The sequence below is a fragment of the Phormidium yuhuli AB48 genome (genome assembly GCF_023983615.1).
Classification (GTDB): domain Bacteria; phylum Cyanobacteriota; class Cyanobacteriia; order Cyanobacteriales; family Geitlerinemataceae; genus Sodalinema; species Sodalinema yuhuli.
This window is the reverse complement of sequence record NZ_CP098611.1, coordinates 2,714,658-2,735,310: the sequence shown is the minus strand read 5'-3', so window position 1 is coordinate 2,735,310 and position 20,653 is coordinate 2,714,658. Positions and strand designations below refer to the sequence as shown.

General features: G+C 49.2%; 16 protein-coding genes and 2 tRNA genes. 11 read left to right on the top strand and 7 right to left on the bottom strand.

The window, feature by feature from the left end; all coding sequences use genetic code 11:
• The first annotated feature begins 34 nt into the window (after positions 1-34).
• From NEA10_RS11705 to leuS, 3 genes are all read left to right on the top strand, one after another.
• Positions 35-1,585, top strand: a complete 1,551-nt coding sequence (locus NEA10_RS11705) for an ABC transporter ATP-binding protein/permease (RefSeq protein WP_252660263.1) — start codon at positions 35-37, stop codon at positions 1,583-1,585.
• A 37-nt stretch (positions 1,586-1,622) separates the two neighbouring features.
• On the top strand, positions 1,623-2,618 hold the full coding sequence (locus NEA10_RS11700; RefSeq protein ID WP_252660261.1) for an energy-coupling factor transporter transmembrane component T family protein: 996 nt from the start codon (positions 1,623-1,625) through the stop codon (positions 2,616-2,618).
• A gap of 87 nt (positions 2,619-2,705) precedes the next feature.
• Positions 2,706-5,291, top strand: coding sequence for a leucine--tRNA ligase (gene leuS, locus NEA10_RS11695; RefSeq protein ID WP_252660259.1), 2,586 nt, complete (start codon positions 2,706-2,708; stop codon positions 5,289-5,291).
• 217 nt (positions 5,292-5,508) lie between these two features.
• Here the strand turns inward: leuS and NEA10_RS11690 are convergent, their stop codons facing one another.
• On the bottom strand, positions 5,509-6,018 hold the full coding sequence (locus NEA10_RS11690) for a tetratricopeptide repeat protein (protein ID WP_252660251.1): 510 nt from the start codon (positions 6,016-6,018) through the stop codon (positions 5,509-5,511).
• A 434-nt stretch (positions 6,019-6,452) separates the two neighbouring features.
• Positions 6,453-6,656, bottom strand: coding sequence for a RelB antitoxin-like protein (locus NEA10_RS11685; RefSeq protein ID WP_252660249.1), 204 nt, complete (start codon positions 6,654-6,656; stop codon positions 6,453-6,455).
• A 355-nt stretch (positions 6,657-7,011) separates the two neighbouring features.
• Between NEA10_RS11685 and NEA10_RS11680 the strand changes: the two genes are divergently transcribed.
• The 5 genes from NEA10_RS11680 (at position 7,012) to NEA10_RS11660 (ending at position 16,262) form a co-directional block, all read left to right on the top strand.
• Entirely contained in the window at positions 7,012-10,905 is a 3,894-nt protein-coding gene (locus tag NEA10_RS11680; protein WP_252665339.1) for a HEAT repeat domain-containing protein, read from the top strand.
• Between the two features lie 3 nt (positions 10,906-10,908).
• The gene (locus tag NEA10_RS11675; RefSeq protein ID WP_252660247.1) at positions 10,909-11,376 is read left to right on the top strand and encodes a hypothetical protein; all 468 of its coding nucleotides are present in this window, start codon (positions 10,909-10,911) and stop codon (positions 11,374-11,376) included.
• Positions 11,354-12,787, top strand: coding sequence for a hypothetical protein (locus NEA10_RS11670; RefSeq protein ID WP_252660245.1), 1,434 nt, complete (start codon positions 11,354-11,356; stop codon positions 12,785-12,787). Before NEA10_RS11675 ends, NEA10_RS11670 begins: the two co-directional genes overlap by 23 nt.
• Before the next feature lie 155 nt (positions 12,788-12,942).
• Entirely contained in the window at positions 12,943-15,897 is a 2,955-nt protein-coding gene (locus NEA10_RS11665) for a tetratricopeptide repeat protein (RefSeq protein WP_252660243.1), read from the top strand.
• Positions 15,898-16,007: 110 nt separating this feature from the next.
• A complete protein-coding gene (locus NEA10_RS11660) occupies positions 16,008-16,262 on the top strand; it encodes a DUF4926 domain-containing protein (RefSeq protein ID WP_252660242.1) in 255 nt (84 codons plus the stop codon).
• Between the two features lie 85 nt (positions 16,263-16,347).
• Here the strand turns inward: NEA10_RS11660 and NEA10_RS11655 are convergent, their stop codons facing one another.
• The gene (locus tag NEA10_RS11655; RefSeq protein WP_252660240.1) at positions 16,348-17,169 is read right to left on the bottom strand and encodes a Uma2 family endonuclease; all 822 of its coding nucleotides are present in this window, start codon (positions 17,167-17,169) and stop codon (positions 16,348-16,350) included.
• Between the two features lie 117 nt (positions 17,170-17,286).
• On the opposite strand from NEA10_RS11655, the gene NEA10_RS11650 reads away from it, so the two are divergent.
• Together NEA10_RS11650 and NEA10_RS11645 are read left to right on the top strand one after the other, a co-directional pair.
• Positions 17,287-17,631, top strand: coding sequence for a hypothetical protein (locus tag NEA10_RS11650; RefSeq protein ID WP_252660238.1), 345 nt, complete (start codon positions 17,287-17,289; stop codon positions 17,629-17,631).
• Between the two features lie 76 nt (positions 17,632-17,707).
• Positions 17,708-17,881, top strand: a complete 174-nt coding sequence (locus NEA10_RS11645) for a hypothetical protein (RefSeq protein WP_252660236.1) — start codon at positions 17,708-17,710, stop codon at positions 17,879-17,881.
• A gap of 34 nt (positions 17,882-17,915) precedes the next feature.
• Here NEA10_RS11645 and NEA10_RS11640 read toward each other — a convergent pair whose 3' ends face one another.
• The 4 genes from NEA10_RS11640 to NEA10_RS11625 form a co-directional block, all read right to left on the bottom strand.
• Positions 17,916-18,416 (bottom strand): hypothetical protein, encoded by a 501-nt coding sequence (locus tag NEA10_RS11640; protein ID WP_252660234.1) that lies wholly within the window; start codon positions 18,414-18,416, stop codon positions 17,916-17,918.
• 113 nt (positions 18,417-18,529) lie between these two features.
• Positions 18,530-18,601 (bottom strand) — tRNA-Thr (locus NEA10_RS11635).
• An 8-nt stretch (positions 18,602-18,609) separates the two neighbouring features.
• Positions 18,610-18,691, bottom strand: a tRNA-Tyr gene (locus NEA10_RS11630).
• Between the two features lie 140 nt (positions 18,692-18,831).
• Positions 18,832-19,698: an HpsJ family protein gene (locus NEA10_RS11625; protein ID WP_252660232.1), complete on the bottom strand. Its 867-nt coding sequence runs from the start codon at positions 19,696-19,698 to the stop codon at positions 18,832-18,834.
• Positions 19,699-20,066: 368 nt separating this feature from the next.
• Here NEA10_RS11625 and NEA10_RS11620 point away from each other — a divergent pair, with 368 nt between their 5' ends.
• Positions 20,067-20,618 (top strand): hypothetical protein, encoded by a 552-nt coding sequence (locus tag NEA10_RS11620; protein WP_252660230.1) that lies wholly within the window; start codon positions 20,067-20,069, stop codon positions 20,616-20,618.
• The last annotated feature ends 35 nt before the right edge of the window (positions 20,619-20,653 follow it).

Sequence of the window (20,653 nt, the reverse complement as noted above, 5' to 3'; positions counted from 1 at the left end):
ATGCTAGTTCCTTGCTAATCTTGCTATTTCTCCCATGAAAACTGCCATTACTGCCATTAAAGTTCAAAATTTGTCAAAGACCTATGTTATCAATAAGCAAAAACAAAAGGTTTTGGACAACATAAATCTTGAAATTTTACCCGGTGAATTTATCTTGTTGCGGGGTGATAATGGTTCTGGAAAAACAACACTCGTCAACCTGATTTGTGGCTTGCAAAATCCTGATGAGGGGTCAATTGAAATTTTTGGAAAATCTCCCAAAGACCCTCAAGCGCATCTGAAACTGGGGACGATGCTGCAACGAGCCAAACCTGTCGAAGGCTTAACGGTAAAAGAGACCATTCGCCTGTTTCAAAGTTATTATCCCAAGCCATTTGAGTTGGGTGATACAATTGAGCGATCGCGCCTCACCGGAAAACAAAATGATTACGCCACCAGTCTCGCCGGGGGACAGGCTCAATCCCTTTATTTTGCTCTAGCCATTGTCGGAAATCCCGATATTTTGATTCTCGACGAACCGACTAACAATTTGAGTGTTGAAGCGCGGGCGAATTTTTGGAAACAAGTGCGGGAGTTTGACCGCCAAGGAAAAACCATTTTGGCGATTAGTCACAGTGAACAGGACTGTGATGAGATTGCTGACTTGGTGACGCGGGAGTTGCGCTTGAGTAACGAGACTGGAGACGTAGACATTCAAGAATTTCCTCGCTATCAGGCGCTTCTCAACTATTGCACGGAGTTAGAGGCGGCGGCGAACGTTAAATCTGAGTCAGGTTTGCAAGGGAACGCCGCGTCAACCGCTCAATCTGACCCTGGAAGCTTTAGCTTAAAAGCTTTTTGGGGACAACTTTATGTGGAACTGCTCCAAAGCTTTCGTAAAGTTGATACAATCGTTGTCGGCGTCGGCCTAGCAATTTTTGCCGGATTTTCTATTGAACAGAATACCCCAGACCAGTTTCAATCCCTGCTAGCCGCTTCTCTAGCGGCGTTGGTCATTTTTGTCTGTGTGAGTCAGTTTGGACTTAAGATTGCCTCAGAGCGCGATCGCGGCTGGTTGAAGTTACTGCGCATCACTCCCCTGTCTTTTACCACCTATGTGGCAGCTAAAGTTGGGAACTTCCTGGTCTTAGCTTCCTTGATGACAGGATTAGCCTTTGTCAGTGGTTGGATTGCAAGCCAATTTAGTGAAACCAGTTCCTTCATGTGGGAACCTTGGATGTTTTACCTTAGCTTTATCCTGGTTCTCGGGGTAGTTCCCTTCGCAATTTTTAGCTTCAGCTTGGGATATCTGTTTAAAACTGAATCCGTCAGTTGGGCCCTTTTAGCGCTTCTTGCCATTATAGCCGTTAGCTTTGGCTTCGATATCTCTCCCTTACTTCCCCAACCTTGGATTGCGGATGTCGTTCTGTTCCTCCCCACCTATCACTACGGCCAACTGGTGGCCTGGATGGGAGAAATTGAACTGGAGGGGATATTCCGCTTTGACGGCTACCATTGGATTCACATTCTCTGGCTGCTGTGGTGGACGGTTGTGGCGGGGATGTTCGCGCGCTGGGTGTATCGTCGGGAACAACTCTCCGGATAGAGGCTAATTTGCTGGAGCGATCCGCTACAATTTGGGCATGGATTTACTGCGATCGCTCCCCCTCGGACTCTATCTAGAAAAACCCAGCACCTGGCTACATCACCTCGATGCGCGAGTCAAGCTAGCCTGGCTGATGAGTTTCCTGCTCACCCCAGTTCTCGCCAACGAACTCTGGCGGCTGGGGTTAGTGGTGTTTCTGATTCTGGTCACCCTAGCGGCCCAGATTCCCCTGCGGGTTTGGCGACAACAGATGGGATGGTTACTCTTTATCTGTAGCACCATTCTCATTGTGGGCTCCATCACCCCCGATGGCCTCCCCGATACCCATCAACCCCGACTCCCCCAGGATGAACTCAACTTCCCTCAGCAAGAGATTACCCCTCCCCCGGACGAGTCTCGTAACCCTTGGTATAACCCCTTCGGTTGGGGAACGGCCGAATCGGAGACGGACAGCTTAGTCGAAGAAGCCGAGGAACTCCCCCAACCGACGGACTATCGCTATGTTCTCTTGGAACAACCTCCCCTAAGGGTCACTCGCCAATCCCTATCTCTGGCGGTTCGCGTCAGTACCCTGCTGTTTACCCTCATCTACAGCACTAATCTCTATCTCCTCACCACCGCACCGGAAGCCATTACTGATGGTTTAGAAGACTTAATGCAACCCCTACGCCGCTTTGGGGTTCCCGTCACAGAAATTGCGCTCACCCTGACGCTGTCCTTGCGCTTTCTCCCCCTGGTGTTGGAGGAAATCCAGAATTTAGGCCGTTCCGTCCAAACTCGGGCCATCAATTGGAAAAAACTCGGATTTCGCGGAACCGCTAAGATTTGGCTGATTGTCGCCGAACGCCTGTTGCAAAACCTGCTGTTGCGGGCCGAACAAATTTCCGCCGCCATGGAAGTACGCGGCTTCACCAGTCCTAATCGCCATCGGGTCATTTGGCATGATGGGCAGCTAAAATGGATGGATAGTCTGGCGATCGCCCTGCTGCTTGGCTTCTGGGTTGTCCGTGGCCTCTGGGGTTGGGAAGCCTAACTCCGATAAACTTGCCAGAATATGTCAGAATGGACGATGGCCGATAAAAAGGCACTGTAAAGATGAATTGAGCTAGGAGCTGTTTCCGTGGAGTCTCGCTACACCCCCGCATCCATCGAAGCCAAATGGCAAAAAATCTGGGACGAACAAGGACTCAGCGTCACCCCGGATGACCCGGATAAACCCAAGTTTTATGCACTCTCGATGTTTCCCTACCCCTCGGGAAATCTGCATATGGGTCATGTTCGGGTGTATACCATCACCGATGTGATTGCGCGACAGAAGCGGATGCAGGGATATCGGGTCCTCAACCCCATGGGGTGGGATGCGTTCGGACTTCCGGCGGAAAACGCCGCCATTCAACGGGGAGTCCATCCCGCGAAATGGACGTATCAAAATATTGACCAGATGCGTCAACAGCTTCAGAGTCTGGGGATTTCCTTCGATTGGGATAAGGAAGTGACGACCTGTTCCCCGGACTACTATAAATGGACGCAATGGATTTTTCTGCAATTTCTCAACGCTGGGTTGGCCTATCAGAAAGAGTCGGCGGTGAATTGGGACCCCGTTGACCAAACGGTTTTGGCCAATGAACAAGTGGATAATGAGGGTCGGTCTTGGCGCAGTGGCGCGAAAGTGGAACGGAAACTGCTGAAACAGTGGTTTCTCAAGATTACCGATTATGCTGAGGCCCTGTTATCGGATTTAGATAGTTTGCCCGGTTGGAGCGATCGCGTCAAGTTGATGCAGCAAAACTGGATTGGGAAATCCACCGGCGCCTATCTGGAATTTCCCATTCTCGATGACCAGAAACACCCCAGCGATGAGAAAATTGGCGTCTTCACCACTCGTCCCGATACCGCCTATGGGGTCACGTACGTGGTTTTGGCCCCGGAACATCCCCTCACCTTACAAGTAACCACCCCAGACCGTCGCCAAGCGGTGGAGGCCTTCATTGAGGAGGTTAGCCAACAAAGTGAGATTGACCGGACGGCTGAGGATAAACCCAAACGGGGGATTCCCACGGGAGGAATGGCTATCAATCCCTTTACTGGGGAGGAAATTCCCATTTGGATTGCGGATTACGTTCTCTATGAATATGGAACCGGTGCGGTGATGGGAGTTCCGGCCCATGATAGTCGGGATTTTCAATTCGCAAGAGAGAACAATCTCCCCATTAAGGTGGTGATTGTCCCCGACGATGGGGATAACGCTGATATGGAGTTAAGGGAGGCCTACACGGACCCTGGGGTGATGGTGAACTCGGGACGATTTGATGGAACCGCCTCGGAGAAGGGGAAACAGGCCATCATTAACTACGCTGAAGAGGAAGGATTCGGGAAAGCGCGGATTCAATATCGGCTGCGGGATTGGTTGATTTCCCGTCAACGCTACTGGGGTGCGCCGATTCCCGTGGTTCACTGTCCCAATTGTGGCGCGGTTCCGGTTCCTGAAGACCAACTCCCCGTTGAACTTCCCGAAAATGTGGAGTTTAGTGGGAAGGGACTGTCTCCGTTGGCTCAGTTGGAGGACTGGGTGAATGTTCCTTGTCCGACCTGTGGAACCCCGGCGAAGCGGGAAACGGACACGATGGATACGTTTATTGATTCCTCTTGGTATTTCTTGCGCTATCCTGATGCGAAAAATGAGACGGCGGCCTTTGAGATTGAGACGGTGAACGATTGGCTTCCCGTTGACCAATATGTGGGGGGGATTGAACACGCGATTCTCCATCTTCTCTATTCTCGCTTCTTTACTAAGTTTTTGCGCGATCGCCTCAATCTCAACTTTAATGAACCGTTCCAACGGCTGTTAACTCAGGGAATGGTTCAGGGGTTGACCTACAAGAACCCCAAAACCGGGAAATATGTCCCCGCGACGGAGATTCCCGATTTAGACCATCCCACGGACCCGGAAACGGGGGACCCGTTGGAGGCGTTTTACGAGAAAATGTCTAAATCGAAGCTGAATGGGGTAGACCCGTTGCAGGTGTTGGAGAAGTACGGCGCGGATACGGCCCGGATGTTTATCCTCTTTAAGGCGCCACCGGAGAAGGATTTGGAATGGGATGATGCGGATGTGGAGGGACAATATCGCTTCCTCAACCGCGTCTGGCGACTGGTGACTCAGTTTGCTGAGGACAATCCCCCCCGTCAACCGTTGGAGACGGGGAATCTCTCGAAGGAGGAGAAGGATTTACGTCGGGCCATTCATACGGCGATTCTGGAAGTCAGTGAGGATTTGCGGGATGAGTATCAGTTTAATACGGCGGTTTCGGAGTTGATGAAACTCAGTAACGCTTTAAATGATGCGGATTGTCAGGAGTCTGCGGTGTATCGGGAGGGGGTTGAGACGTTGGTGAAACTGATGGCCCCGTTTGCACCCCATATTACTGAGGAATTATGGCAGATGTTGGGCTATTCTGACTCGGTTCATCAGCAAGGCTGGTGTGAGTTGGATGAGACGGCGTTGGTGTTGGATGAGATTACTCTGGTGATTCAGGTGAATGGGAAGGTTCGCGGGAATATCCAGGTTCCGGCGGATGCGGATAAGGCGACGTTGGAACGGTTGGCGCGGGAGTCGGAGGCGGCCCAGCGGTATCTGGCGGATAAGGAAGTGAAGAAGGTGATTGTGGTTCCCAAGCGGTTGGTGAATTTTGTGGTTCCCAAGTGAGGGGGAGATGGTGGTGATACCATTTTTTAGGCATTCGTGCCATAAATAACCGTAGGGGCGTACCCTTGTGGTCGCCCTCCCCTTGTGGTCGCCCTCCCCTTGTGGTCGCCCTCCCCTTGTGGTCGCCCTCCCCTTGTGGTCGCCCTCGCCTTGTGGTCTAACCTAATCGTTCCACATCCTCCACGGACAAGGATAACGCCTCAGCTAATTCCTGTTTTTATTCTGGCTCCAGTTCTTCATTAGATGTTTGTCCAGAAATGTAACGTTCTTCTGTTAAACTAAGTCTGATAGATTCCTCGCTTTCTAGGGGCTTTCTTGCTGAATCTAAATCCTTGCGCTCTAGCAGTTTAATCGGATTGGGAATAGTTGCTAAAGTCAGGGCGCGAGCCGTCTGGCAAATGGCATGATGGGGGTCAAGTTCCAAGACGCGATCAAAGCAAGCCAGCCCCTCTTCATACCGATAGGAATGACATAGGCAAGACCCTTTATTAAACCATAAATCTGCTACATTTGGATTAACTTTTATCGCTTCTTCATAACACCGGATTGCCGCTTCATAGTTTTCTAATTGCTCAAATGCGATACCTTTATACACCCAAGCAGGAATAAAGTGAGGGTTAGAGTCAATAGCTTTTTCAAAACAATCGACAGCTTGAGAATATTGTCCGATATCCTGAAACCTCATCCCTTTAGAAAACCAGCTTTCATAGCTCAATGATTCTTTCATAGTTGCTTCACTGAAATTGACTCAAATTGTAGGCTAGACCCGGGGAACGAAAACCAGTTAATATCAAGTCGGTTTATTTACGGATTATAACAAAGCACGGTCATTGCCGCACGCGAATCGATCTGTCATCCATACCATCCATACAGCCTTTGTCTCTCGCTAGAATAGCTAGGGAAAATAGTGATAGATATCTTTACGATGTAGCACGCGAGCGAAGGTAACTGTTTCGCCATCAAAGAAAATATATATTCGGTAATCACTAAGGCGAATTCAATAAGCATTTTCATCCCCTTTTAGCTTTTTCAAATTACCAACTTGTTAAAACTTTAGCGAATTAGGGATTTCTGTAAATGCCAAGGCTTTTATTGTTCCAAATCTGGGGGTAGTTTTCAGAGCCTTCAAGTCTTTTAAAAAGGTAGGCTTATACTCAGTTTTCATTCTTTCTCAAGTTCAGCTAGGGCGGCTTCCAAGTCCAAAGAAGTTTCATCCTTGACTTCCCTCATGGCTTGATAAAGTCCCTCGTCTTCAATAACTTCTAGCAGTCGCCTATAATCACTGAAATCCAAGATTACTTTACGAATTTTACCGGAAACATCTGTAATCAATTCTTGGGCAAAGGGATATTGTTCTGCTTGCATAGTTTCTCTCTGAAGTCACTGTATCGGAAAATTCTATCAAGAAATATCACACAAACTTGGGCAACAGGTTTTCCTGGGAAGACTCTTCACGGCGATTCCGGGACCCCCAACGGTCATTCCCGTCCCGATTTTGTCATGGTTCCTTAACTCCTGCCAAGTCTTCTATCTGCGGTTTTACCAAGACATCCCCAGGGGGAAGTCCTGCCTAAAGTCTCTGTCCAGGGTATAATCAGCATATCGCAAGTTAAGAGAGATATTGCCAGAGGAGTCCCCTAATGCGATGGCTGGAGCCTTCTCGATATTGTCCGGTTGCTGTCAAACCCCTTGGTGTTTACCGTAAACTCCTTTGAAGCAGATGGAAGATAAGAGTATTGATGAGTTGATTCAAATTCTGGAAACCTCTGATGAGTTTGAGTTCACCCGCAAGAAAGAAGCGGCAGAAAGCTTGGGTGAAATTGCCACAGGGGATGAAAGGGCGATTTCGGCGTTAGTCAAACTTCTGGAAACCTCTATTGATGAGTCTACCCGCATACGAGCGGCAGAAAGCTTGGGTAAAATTGCCACAGGGGATGAAAGGGCGATTTCGGCGTTAGTCAAACTTCTGGAAACCTCTATTGATGAGTTCACCCGCATACGAGCGGCAGAAAGCTTGGGTAAAATTGCCACGGGGGATGAAAGGGCGATTTTGGCGTTAGTCAAGCTTCTGGAAACCTCTACTGATGAGAATACCCGCCGGGCAGCGGCAGTCAGCTTGTGTGAAATTGCCACAGGGGATGACAGGGCGATTTCAGAGTTAGTCAGAATTCTGGAAACCTCTACTGAGGAGAATACCCGGATACGAGCGGCAGAAAGCTTGGGTGAAATTGCCACAGGGGATGAAAGGGCGATTTCAGAGTTAGTCAGAATTCTGGAAACCTCTACTGATGAGTTCACCCACAGGGCAGCGGCATACATCTTGGGTAAAATTGCTACAGGGGATGAAAGGGCGATTTTGGCGTTAGTCAAACTTCTGGAAAGATCTACCAATCAGGACACCCGCAGTGAAGCGGCAGTCAGCCTGGGTAAAATTGCCAAAGGAAATGACAGGGCGATTTCAGAGTTAGTCAGAATTCTGGAAACCTCTATTGATGAGTTCACCCGGATACGAGCGGCAGAAAGCTTGGGTGAAATTGCCACAGGGGATGAAAGGGCGATTTCAGAGTTAGCCAGAATTCTGGAAACCTCTACTGATGAGAATACCCGCCGGGCAGCGGCAGTCAGCTTGGGTAAAATTGCCACAGGGGATGAAAGGGCGATTTCAGAGTTAGTCAGAATTCTGGAAACCTCTACTGATGAGTTCACCCACAGGGCAGCGGCATACATCTTGGGTAAAATTGCTACAGGGGATGAAAGGGCGATTTTGGCGTTAGTCAAACTTCTGGAAAGATCTACCAATCAGGACACCCGCAGTGAAGCGGCAGTCAGCCTGGGTAAAATTGCCAAAGGAAATGACAGGGCGATTTCAGAGTTAGTCAGAATTCTGGAAACAACTACCGATGAGTTCACCCGCAGGGAAGCGGCAAAACGCTTGGGTGAAATTGCCACAGGGGGTGACAGGGCGATTTTGGCGTTAGTCAAACTTCTGGAAACCTCTACTGATAAGTCCAGCCGCACCCTAGCCGCAAACAGCTTGAGTAAAATTGCCCAGGGTGATGACAGGGCGATTTCAGAGTTAATCAAACTTCTGGAAACCACTACCGATGAGTCCACCCGCAGGCAAGCGGCAGACAGCTTGGGTAAAATTGCCACGGGCGATGACAGGGCGATTTCGGCGTTAGTCAAACTTCTGGAAATTTCTACTGATGAGGACACCCGCCAGCAAACGGCATACATTTTGGGTCAAATTGCCGATATCGCAAAGCCTATTTTTGCTAAAAGGCAGTGGCTAGGCTTTATCTTGCATAAATTAAGTGAAATTGGTATAATAATTTTGAGCTTACTTTTGAGCTTACTTAGCTTGTTCGTATTGCTCATGTTGTCAGACCCTAACTTTTTTATACCATTAATTTTTTTAATATTATTAATTTTTTTATGTTGGCTAATAAATGAGCTATATTTAAAAAGGATATTTACTCATCTAAAAAATATATTTTTTCTGTGGTTTAATAAACAACCAAATCAAAAAGTGGCTGTTTGGGTTAAAATTTTAAGCAGCAAAAACGAATTTATCCAGTGGCAAGCTATAAAAAAACTAGGAGCGATCGCCAACGGCAACAAATCTGCGATCGTCGCCTTAATTGATACCTTGAAAACCAGCAAAAATGAATTTATCCAGTGGCAAGCTGTCAAAAGCTTGGGAAAAATTGGCATAAATAACAGAAAAGCACTCAATGCCACGATAAAATTCATAGAAACTACATCTAATGAATTTATCCAGTGGCAATCTTTAGAACAACTGGATCACTTTAAGGTAATTCCGCTATCAATGATTATACAAATTAGAAAAAAATTAAAAGAGAATAATTCTCCCTCGATTAACTCGGCAATTTTGAATCTTCAGAAAAAACTCGATCCCCTAGAAAGGCTAATCTTAAAACTTTTTAATCAAAAATTAATCAAAGGAGTGCAGCAAGAATATTCGGTAAAAACTATATTTGGCGATAGCATTGTTAACTATATTGACCAGATGCAAGCAGGGCGAGACATTACCAATCGTCGAACTTTGATGAATTCTTGCCTAAAAGTTCATCAATACTTAGTTAAGTTTGCTTTAAAAAATACAGACTTTAATCGAGCATTCTTTTACACCGAACTATTCCGAAATCGCTATCTCGTAGAACGCATTGCTCAACAAGATGCCCCCTTACCTGCTACTATCTCCAAGCAACTCGCCCAAGATATCAACACTGCCAAACAAAGAGAACGCCAAACCTTACAAGCCTATACGGACGGCATGAATCAGCATCTCCCCGAAGTGGAATTAGCAGCCCTCAGTCTCGACTGGGAAAAGGCTAAACAAACCTTAGAAACCCTTTACCGCCAAGTTGCAGAAGTTGAACCCGAATTTATCGCCAAAACTAAAGTTTACCCTCTCTCTTTCCAGGAAGTTCAAGATTTACTGCCATCAAATACAGCAATTATAGAATTTTTCTTCACCGAAAACGAACTCATCACCCTGCTGATTCTCCCTGGACATGAATCCCCCTTAATTCCTGAAGAACTCCGAGTTAATCTCAAACCCCAAAACCATTTGGAACGGTTGGCGCGAGACTGGGTGGCAGATTTGGGAGACAAAAGCAAATCTAAAGACAACGCACTCCAGACTACTTTGGAACAGTTACCCAGACAGATTGACCATTTGGGAGAATTGCTCGGTTTCAGTGAGTTCGAGATATATCTACCCCGCCATATTCAGCAGTTAATCATTGTTCCCAACAACAGTTTACATCTGTTTCCCATTCATGCGGTACCATTGAATCCCACTCAGCGCCTGATTGACCGTTTTTCGGTGCGCTATTTCCCCAACCTGCATATCTGGAAAATCTGTCAGAATCGCCAAAGGTCTCGCCAGTCGTTTCTCGGCATCGAAAACCCGACGGAAGACAAGGATTTAATTTTTGCGAAAGCGGAAATTGCCAGTATTTCCCAGGGTCGTCACTTTAGGGAAAATCATGAGGTTTTACCCCGCCCCAAAGCCAAAGCCAAAAAATCGGAAATTCTGGAGAAGGCCAAAAATTACCACTGCTTTCACTTTTCCGGTCATGCGGAGTATAATTTTGACAATCCCCTCGACTCCTATCTAATGCTATCGGAAGACCACCAGGAGAACCTCACCCTCAGTACCCTGTTTGCGGACTTGCACATCCCGGATGCTGATTTGGTCACCCTTTCCGCCTGCTGTACGGGGGTGGTGGATGCGTTTCAACCGACGGATGAGTGTTTGGGAATTGCTACGGGGTTCCTCCTGGCGGGTGCGAAAGCGGTTGTCAGCAGTCTGTGGAAGGTCAATTCTATCGCCACTGCGTTTCTGCTGGATGAGTTCTACCGTCAGCTAGAACAGACCCCAGATAAAGCGGTGGCGCTGCAAAAGGCTCAAAACTGGTTGCGAACTCGCCATGCTGATGAGTTGAGACAGCGCGCAAATGAGTGGGATTTGAGTAAACTAAGACCTACAGAGAGGTTTCGCTTGGAAAGGGCGCTGAAGCGTTTACAAGGGACTTCCTTTGAGAATCCTTATTTTTGGGCGGCGTTTATTGTCACTGGAGTTTAAACTATGAGTAACAGCGAGATCAACATGAATAATAGTGATATAAGTGAGAGCGATGTTGTTATCTGTGCGTCACTTCGGGAAATACTAGAAATTTCCGCTACAGAAGAACCGAAAAAATTGGATAGAAAGACAAAAAACTCTCTTGCCGATTATTTAACCAAACTCCCACCAGAAGATAAGCTGAACCCAGCAGCAATGGCAGATCATATCACGGCATTCTGCGAGAAACCGGGGAATGAGCGGCTCTATGAATGGTTAGGAGAAATTTACGATCGCCTCGATGAAGATGGTATCGATAAACTGGTGAAAAAAATGGGCGACCCTGATGATGAAGTTGATAATAAACCTATCCCTACAAGGATGCTTAATAACGAAGGTCGCGAGATTTGCCAAGACCTGCAAAACTGGGCAACTGAGATAGAGCAAAAACAAAACAGATTAACTGAAGATGACAATCACCCAGCTTCCTAAGATTATATCCCCAACTCTACATTTTTATCATTATGTGCTGGGAAATGGATTGAATGATTCAGATGACCAAATCCAAAAACGCCGTGATATTTTTGCCAGTAACTTACAAAAAATCGCGTCTCATCTAACTAGCAAAAACAAAAAAAATGCGGGGGAGTTTGTCCGCTTAATTCCCCCAGATAAAGATATATCACGGTCGGGGAGTTTGCTGGATTTTACGGTTAAAGATATTCCCGAAGAATGCCAACGTAAAAATAGCGATCGCCTATATTTACAAACCGGAATTATTACCAGTCGCCTCGCAGTACGTCGCTTAAATGATACTTATTTACTGCGCTTCACTAGCTATATATCCTCCCAAAAAGGCAGTCAAGACTTAGAAACTTTTGCCAATATCAGCGAACATCTTGATAACCTCAAGATTGAACTCGGACAGACGGCAATTCTGGCGGGAATTATACCAACTACTGGCTATACAGAAGACCAAATTCATTATATCGCGGCTGAATGTTTAAGCTACTACTGTGTAGAAGAACCAGAAATAATCTCCCGCCATTTAATTGAGGGTAATTTTCTAGGGAGTCCTGGCTATTTCTATCCTCAAGTGGTGACAGCTCATCGGTTTAATAGTTTCTCGGTGAAATCCATCCACCTAATGGGAGTAATTCTCTACCAAGACGAGGAAGCGGAGACTAAAGCGAATAAATTTTATAATATCCTACAAACTATGCTCCTCAGCTATCATAAAATCAACTTTTTTTACTCCCAGAGTGTTGCTTTAAAACAGATACTCAGTCATCAATATCAAGAAATTGAGCAGCTAACGGAGGATTACTCAAACAAGAATTGGAATAAAGAATCACTCAAACAGCTACCCCACCAGTCCTTAGAATACTACAAAAAACTCTCGTTTCTCTCAGACCAAGAGAAAACGATCCGGGCGAATTTACATAATTATCGAGGATGTCTTGAACAAATAGAAGAAGAGACGGGAAAAAAATTATCTGGGTTTCTGGCTGAGTTTGTCAATGATGCGGAACATTATTTAAAACAGATTGAAACCACTATTGGATTTATGAGTCCGGGTTTGCAATTGTATGATAAACTGATGTTAGCGGTGCAAACTCAAGTAAGTATTGATGATGAAATAATACAAAAACAACAGAGTGAGCAGCAACAAAAGTTAGGTCAATTGCTCACCGGCTCTTGTGCGGCGATCGCGCTCGGACAAATCCTGACTCCAGCGATTACAACCAGCATTTCCCAAAATTATATCGATAAAGACCCATCCCAACCGCCCTCTGTCAGGAGCCTATGGTGGGGCGGGCTTATCACGATTATTTTAAGCATTTTATCCGGTTGGTTAGTGAGTCGATGGGTTTACCGGTGGTTTACTCATCAAAATTTATAGAGTTAGGACCTCAGTCTGGACGAGAATAGGACTTGACTCTAGGTTTTAGAGAAGATAATAAGGGTGACTTAATCATCAGGAAAAAGCGATCGCCCCCCAAGGACAACCGCCTCGAACACTCTACAATGGAGGAAGTGATTGAAGGGGAACCGCTCATGGATCGTGCGTTGGTGGGTCGCTTAGGAACCTTTGGCGCCGCTGTGGTGGTGGGGGCGGCGGCCAGCGCGATCGCCCCCAGCCTTCCTATCGTTATCGCCGGAACCGCCCTGTCTGGGGTCGCCGGGGGGATTTTTGCTAATGACTTGGGGGCCATGGATGCCCAGTTGGGAGATCCTGACTTACGCAATGCCCATTTGACGCGGGCCGTGGGGCGGGCGATCGCCGTTGTCATTAACGAGGTCGCCCAAGACCACCAGGGGCGATCGCGCCTCGCCCTGGACGCCTTAGCCCAAAGCGCCCGACAGGATTGGCCGCACATCATCAAAGACATCCTGGGACATCAGACCCCAACGGAATTATTTGAAGAAAACTTAGCCGAAACCTACTTTGCGACGGCGGCCAAGGACTTTGAGACTCTGCGGGCCTTAGCCAATTGGCAAGACTGGCGACCGGTGATTCACGCCTTGCGACCTAGGGCGCGACGCGGGTTGCGCCAATCCTGGCGGGCCCGACTGGGGCGCTGGCGGTCTGGGGGCCTGTATCCCTTAGGCACCTTGACTCCCACCCTCGTGGATACCCTAGCCCAAGAATTGCATAAACAGTTCCCCAAAGCCATCCGGGAAGTCTTGAAGCGGGATTTTGCCCAGGGAGAAGAAGCCTTTGCGGGGATGGTGTTTGACCTGCTGGGGAACCTAACCGCAGGTCAGCAGCAATTGGCGCAACAGTTGACCGAGTTGCGACAACAAACCGCCTCCCTCTCCCAAATTTTAGCCGACCAATTGACCCGGGACTTACAACGGCTAGAGGGGATTGTGATTGAGGAGAGTGAAACAATCCGCAAGACTGTAGAAGACGAACATGAAAAAACCCGCGCCGAGATTATCAGGGAAATTCGCCAACCTCAACCCCCAAGCCGCCAAAACCCCAACCCTCCCAGCAACCTCGCCCGCTACCGTCGCACTGTTCCTAAGTTTGTCGGGCGGGAGGTGGCCCTGGCGGAATTGAGCGCCTTGTTTGCCGATGTCGACCAGGTGGCGATCGCAGCGGCCCTGTCAGGAATGGGGGGACTGGGGAAAACCGAGTTAGCTTGGCAATGGGCGCAACAGGAATATGAAGCGGGGACCTTTCCCGGTGGGGTAGTCTGGTTGGACATGGTGGCGGGGAATCCCGCAGAGCAGTTGCTGCTATTTTATCAGACCGAGTTTCAGCAGCCAGTCCCCGAGGAGTTGCCGACGCTGGCCCAGCGGCTGGCCTATTGTTGGCAGCATTGGCCCCAGCAGGGGGCGGTGTTGCTGGTGTTGGATGACGTGGTGCGAGAGCGGGATGGAGCCACGTTGTCCCTGTTTCGCCCTGGGGGACAGTTTCGGGTCTTGTGGACAACGCGGGAACGCTGGACTGGGGTGCAGGATTACCGCTTGGATACCCTTTCCGATGAGGCGGCGCGGCAGTTGTTGAGCAGCTACCTGGATGGGACCCGGTTGGAGGCGGAACCGGAGGCCCTGGGGGAGTTATTGCGCTGGTTTGACGGCTTGCCCTTGGGGTTGGAGTTGGCGGCGCGCTATTTGGCCTTGGATGAGTTTTTGTCCATTGCTGACTATCTGCAAGGGTTACATCTGACCCATGACTCCCTCGATGTGACCGTGGAGATGGCCTATCCCTACGGATTAGAGGCGGCTTTGGCCTTCAGTTGGGCGCGGCTGGAGGATGAGGCGGCGCGGCGGCTGGCCCTGCGCTTGGGGCTATATGGGGCGGCGGCTATTCCCCTGACAGCAGAGGAGCAACAGGATTGGCGTGAGCCGTTACGGAAGTTGGTGAATTTGAATCTTTTGGAGCGGGAGGCGGCGGATTCGTTGCGGTTACATCCTTTAGTGCGGCAGTTTCTGCGGCAACGGTTGGCGGTGGCGTTGTCTACGGAGGCGCGGGCTGAGTTGCGGCGGGAGGTGGCGGGAGTGATTGTGAAACAGGGTCAACGGATTCCTGACTCTTTTACGATGGCTCAGGCGCGGGAGTTTGCCCCCTGGATTCCTCATTTGCAGGAGGTGGCGGAGGAGTTGTTGCCCTGGGTGGGGGATGAGGATGTGATTACACCCTGCAACGGGATTGCTCGGTTTTACGAAGGTCAGGGACTCTATGACGCGGCGCAACCTTGGTATGAGCAGGCTGTGGTGGTGGTGAAAGAGCGCTTGGGTAACCGACATCGAGACACGGCTGCTGCCCTCAACAACCTGGCGGGGTTGTACGAGTCGCAAGGGAAGTACGGGGACGCCGAACCCCTCTACTTGGAAGCCCTGGCGATTGACCGGGAGAGCCTGCCCGCCAATCATCCCGATTTAGCCATTAGCCTCAACAACCTGGCGGAGTTGTACCGAGTGCAAGGGAAGTACGGGGACGCGGAACCCCTCTACTTGGAAGCCCTGGCGATTGTCCGGGAGAGCCTGCCCGCCAATCATCCCCAGTTAGCCATCCACCTCAACAACCTGGCGGGGTTGTACCGAGCGCAAGGGAAGTACGGGGACGCCGAACCCCTCTACTTGGAAGCCCTAGAGATTGACCGGGAGAGCCTTCCCACCAATCATCCCGAGTTAGCCAACCACCTCAACAACCTGGCGGGGTTGTACGAGTCGCAAGGGAAGTACGGGGACGCCGAACCCCTCTACTTGGAAGCCCTGGAGATTGACCGGGAGAGCCTGCCCGCCAATCATCCCCAGTTAGCCATCCACCTCAACAACCTGGCGGGGTTGTATTATGGGCAAGAAAAATATGCGGAGGCGGAACCGTTATTGTTAGAGACAGCAAGCATTTTCTATGAAAGCCTAGGTGAAGAGCATCCCAATACTCAAACTGTTCTCAATAACGTAATCAGTTTCTACCGTACCGCCCTCGCCGCTGGACTTCCCGACCGCCGCCTGCGCCAACATCCCCTCGGTGACCTGATTCGCTCTCGGCTTTAACCCCATTGTGAGCTACGGATTCATGAAACTCCCCAACGGGAATCGCGCCCAACTCGGTCATAAAATCGATGAAAACTTTCCCCGCTTGACCAACGGCTACCCGGTTAATCATGAATAAAACCACCCGACACAAACCCCAAGACCTCGATATCGTTGCCCTCCTCGCCAATCGCGACACCAGCCACTTTGAAACCGGACAACCCATCCGCCTCCTCAAAGGTCAAATCGGAACCGTCGTGATGGAATATGACGACGAAGCCCTCGAAGTGGAATTTACCAACAACGACGGTACAACGTTCGCCATGGAAACCCTTCCCCTAGATGCGGTCCTACTCCTCCATGACGAACTCCTGCAAACGGCCTGAACCGAACCGCCCTCAGTGAGGCGATTCGCGCTCGGTTGTAGCGGCTTGGGGGCGCAAACGTTGAACCCCCACGAACATGATGAATCTAACCCAGTCGTTCCACATCCTCCACGGACAAGGACAACGCCTCAGCCACTTGCTCGATACTCAAACCCATTGACAGGAGTTTGGGAATGGCCGCTCGTTGGCTTTGTTCCGCGCGTTCCGCTCGTTGGCGTTCGAGTTTAGCGAGTTCGCTACCCGTGAGCAAGAGATTCCCCTGGTTATCCCACCAGCGTAACCAGTGTTGAGTCTGATTTTGATAACTCCCTTCCCACACCCCTAACTCCACTCCCATGGGGGGGATGGGGTAATGTCCGCGATCGTTCGGTTCCAAGGGATAATAGCGACCATCCAGCCAGTGATACATCTCTAATTCATGGGTTTGAATCAGATAAATGGCATAATAGGGAATGCGAATAATCTGCTCATACACCCAAAATTTCCCCGGTTTTTGCCGAACCCCCTCTGGGGAACGGGAGAGGGGAGTCGGGTCTCGTTCTTCCGAACCATCCCCACTGGCGAATTCAATCGCAATCAAGGGAGCCGTATACTCCCGCCATAACACATAAGAACGGCGATATTGACCATCGAGTTTTGGGGGAACATTGGGAACATAGAACCAATCCGGGGCTTCCGCACCCCGTTCCGGTGGGTCAGTTTCCCGCCAATAAATCCCGCAATCTTGACCAATCGCATATTGTCCATCGGGGTGGAGGGCTTGCAAGGTGCTTTCCAGAGAATCGGTCAATACAATACTCTGGGGATGTTCTTGAAAGTTTTTCACAAAGGTGCCGTCGGATTCAGGGAGTTGGGTATGGTCGGGAAAGGCGGGGGGTATAAGGGTTGGGTCTAGGCTTTGAGTCATGTCGAGCCGGGGCTGAAAGGACAGAAGCTTTCTTCAATTATAGAGGTCTAAGGAAGGAATCCCTAAGTCCTCCCAGGAAGTTAGGAAATTTAGAGTCAGGTTATCTAGGAGTTCATCATGGATGAAATTGTCAGAAAATTAGCCGGTGTCGGCTTACCGGCGGTCATTCTCCTAATTACCATGGCCAGCACCGGCTTGACTGGAGCCGCTGCTATCACCGCTGCTTTAGCCCTGTTAGGACCGGGTGGGATGATTGGCGGAATTGTCTTTTTAGGAATTATCGGACTGGCATCAGATGCATTAGCTAAGTATGGTTTAGAGTCGGTTTTAGTTGAGATTTATAAAACACGCCGGCAAGATGGGGAATCTAGCTCCAATCTCTACAAAGAAATCGATGGTCTCCCGATTTCTGATGAGTTGAAGTTGGTTTTAAAGGATAAAATCGCTCGGGATTCTGTCTGAGAGGAAATTCAGCGTCATGACGGTCTCGGATTGCGATCGCCCTTTAGCCACTGTTCGTATTGAGCCGTAGGGTATAGTGTTCGTCCAATCCAGTAAATATGGGGTGGTTTCAACGGGGGATATTTGGCAGTTTGGACGCTTAAATTGCCAACAGCATCAGGTTGAGCAAGACCTCAATTTATATCGAGTTCCCGCTGACCTCGAACAGCTCTTCCCCATCCTAATCGCTATTCTCGCCGGGAACTCATGAGTCTCAATCTGATGCTATTTTGACGAAGATGTCCCTAAAATTGAATCCCGACGCCCCCTTGAAGGGAAAACCCGGTGCGATTACTATCTTCATAAGCATCAAAGGCAATAATCGCATTGCCAAAGACCACCAAGTTACTGTTAGAAAAGGTGCGGTCAATACCCGGTTGCAAAACAAAACTGGTGGTGTTCCCTACTGGGGTATCTTCATTACCGGTAAAAGCTACACCCGCACCAATATAGGCATCGGTTTCCCAGTTAATGGGGATATCATAGGAAATCGTCGGCACGACCGCAATGCCATTTCCCGCTAACACCTGAGTTCGTAGGGAAATTGGCACTTCTAAGAGTCGATAGCGGATGGCCACTACCCCTGATGCACCGCCTCCCTCTTGTAGGCCCACACTCCCGCCAACGCCAACATAACTTCCGTAGGCGGCTTGGGCCATCGCTCCCTCACTAAAGAGTCCCAACCCCAGCACAGATAAGATAAGACCCCCCAATCCGTACAGAGACACCTGCTTTAGTCCTTTCATCCCGTTGTCCTCCTCACACCAAAACAAATACCTCCGAATTCTAACAAATCGGAGGCTGAGGCGAAGAGAATTCAACTCGATTCTCAAATAAATAACTTAACTGCAAAGCAAAAAGCCCGTGACGAGACTTGAACTCGTGACCTCACCCTTACCAAGGGTGTGCTCTACCGCTGAGCTACACGGGCGAATCAGATGGGCCGAGCTGGATTCGAACCAGCGTAGGCATAGCCAGTGGATTTACAGTCCACCCCCATTAACCACTCGGGCATCGACCCATGATGATTTGATTTTGTGCGTCGCGTTTGCGCTCACAGATTAACATCTTAGCACAAGGATTTCTAAATGCAACCCCTTTTGGCAAAAAATCTGGAAATTCTTCAAAATCGTAGTGGCTAGGGGTAGCCGTGTCTCAAGGCTAGGGGATAAAGGGGGGGTCATCGGAGGGAGGCGGCCCAGGTGCCCGTTTGGTTTTAGGCTTGGGGACGGGAGAGGCGACGGGACGACGTTTAACTTTTTTGCCTTTATCGGTTTTGCCCATCCCTCGGCCGAGGAAGGCGATGTTAAGATAGCAGGTTGAGAGCATGATACTGGTTAGACCGAAGCGAGCGATGGACTTCCAAGCCCCAAAGCGCGATCGCTCTTTGGCCTGACTGCTACGAGATTGAACCCGTTCCACTAAACTGGTACGCAAGATTTGGATTTGCCGATCAATACTCTGAGGATTTTCGATAAATTCCTGAAACTGAGCCAACTGCTCCTCGTTTAACGGTTCATTGCCTATCAAGTCCTCCAAGAGAACCTCGGGATCGTCATCAGTGTCAATAATGCCAAGATAAAGTTGTTGCTGCTGCTGTAGTTGTAGTTCAATTTGTTCTAAACTTTCCTCGGCTTCCCGGTCAATGCGGGCCAGGGTTTGCTGACTGGAGACTAAGGCCGCTAAAGCATGACCCGGAATAAGAATCAGAAAAATTAAACCTAAAACGAGGGACAATCGAAAGGTGCGCCGTTTAGTGGTTTGAATCCAGGCATCGGTCTCATGAGCGGCTCCACTCACCACTTCACAAGCAATTCCCCCTAATAATGCGGCTACACCAATTAAGGGAATAATGCCTTGCTGGATCATTTGCGTACTTAAGTTGAGCCACCAGCTTGGACTCCCTATGTCGGGAGGCACGATCAGCAAGATAAAGTTAAGCAGGGTAATCAGAATCAGAACCGTTCCCGCCAGTTTTAGCCCCCTTGAGGCCATGCTTAAACTGGTCTTGGATTCTTTAGATTTCATGATTGATCACTGGGTATCCTGTACAGGTGAGGTGAGGTTAACGTTTGATTGCCGACGCTTCCATTCAAGTCACCTGTTACTATTTTAGGGGGTAATCTGTCCATGGCCTCTAATCGTCCTTCAGATTTAGGACTTTACCAAAACTCTATATAAATTCCTCCACTCTTCACCATATCTTTACAAAAAAGCGGTTTGCCCCAAGGGGGGTAGAAGGCTAAGATGGGGGCAGCCCCAATCTTGGTATTGATGTTACCTGTTTTGAAGAATCAGGAAAATCCTGGAATCATTCAGTAAAAATACGGTGGTTTTTCGGGGCTAACCAGCAAGAGCACGTCGATATACACCTTAGGAGCGTCAGCATAAAGGTCATGAAAAGAAGACTCGCAATTTTAGCCTCAAGTCTTGTGGTGGGGGTTGGCGCGATCGCCGTAGCACCCGCCCAAGCTCTACCCATCTTCGGAACGGAGAGTCACCACGAACTCGAAGATATCCTTGATGGTAGCGTCGGGTTGGACGATGATCAGGAACTCCTTCTAATGGGTCTGAGTTTCAATCTTGGACTATCGTTCGATGGAACGGAACTCTTGAATAACCCCGAGGCGATGTCAGGACTCTATCAGGGAAACTCTGTCGATCCCAATGCGCCACCTCAAGGCATGATGGTTTATAGCAAAGGTGGCTGTTCGGTGGATGCTGGATGCGGTCTTAAAGCCATTGGTTTAATGAACACCCTTAAATGTGCTGCTTCAGGGGCTGACCCAGAAGCCTGGGCTCGATGTCTACAAGACACCGATTATGATGCCTATATCGCTGCTAGCGCCTGCACCTGGGGGTCTTGCCCCGGATTTGCTCTTACGGAAGATGGTATCTTTGCCTGTGCCGAACCCACGGGACTCAGTGTTTTCGCCACTTTAAATTAAGCTAACACTCGATCGCTCGTGTCTTCAGTATCAGC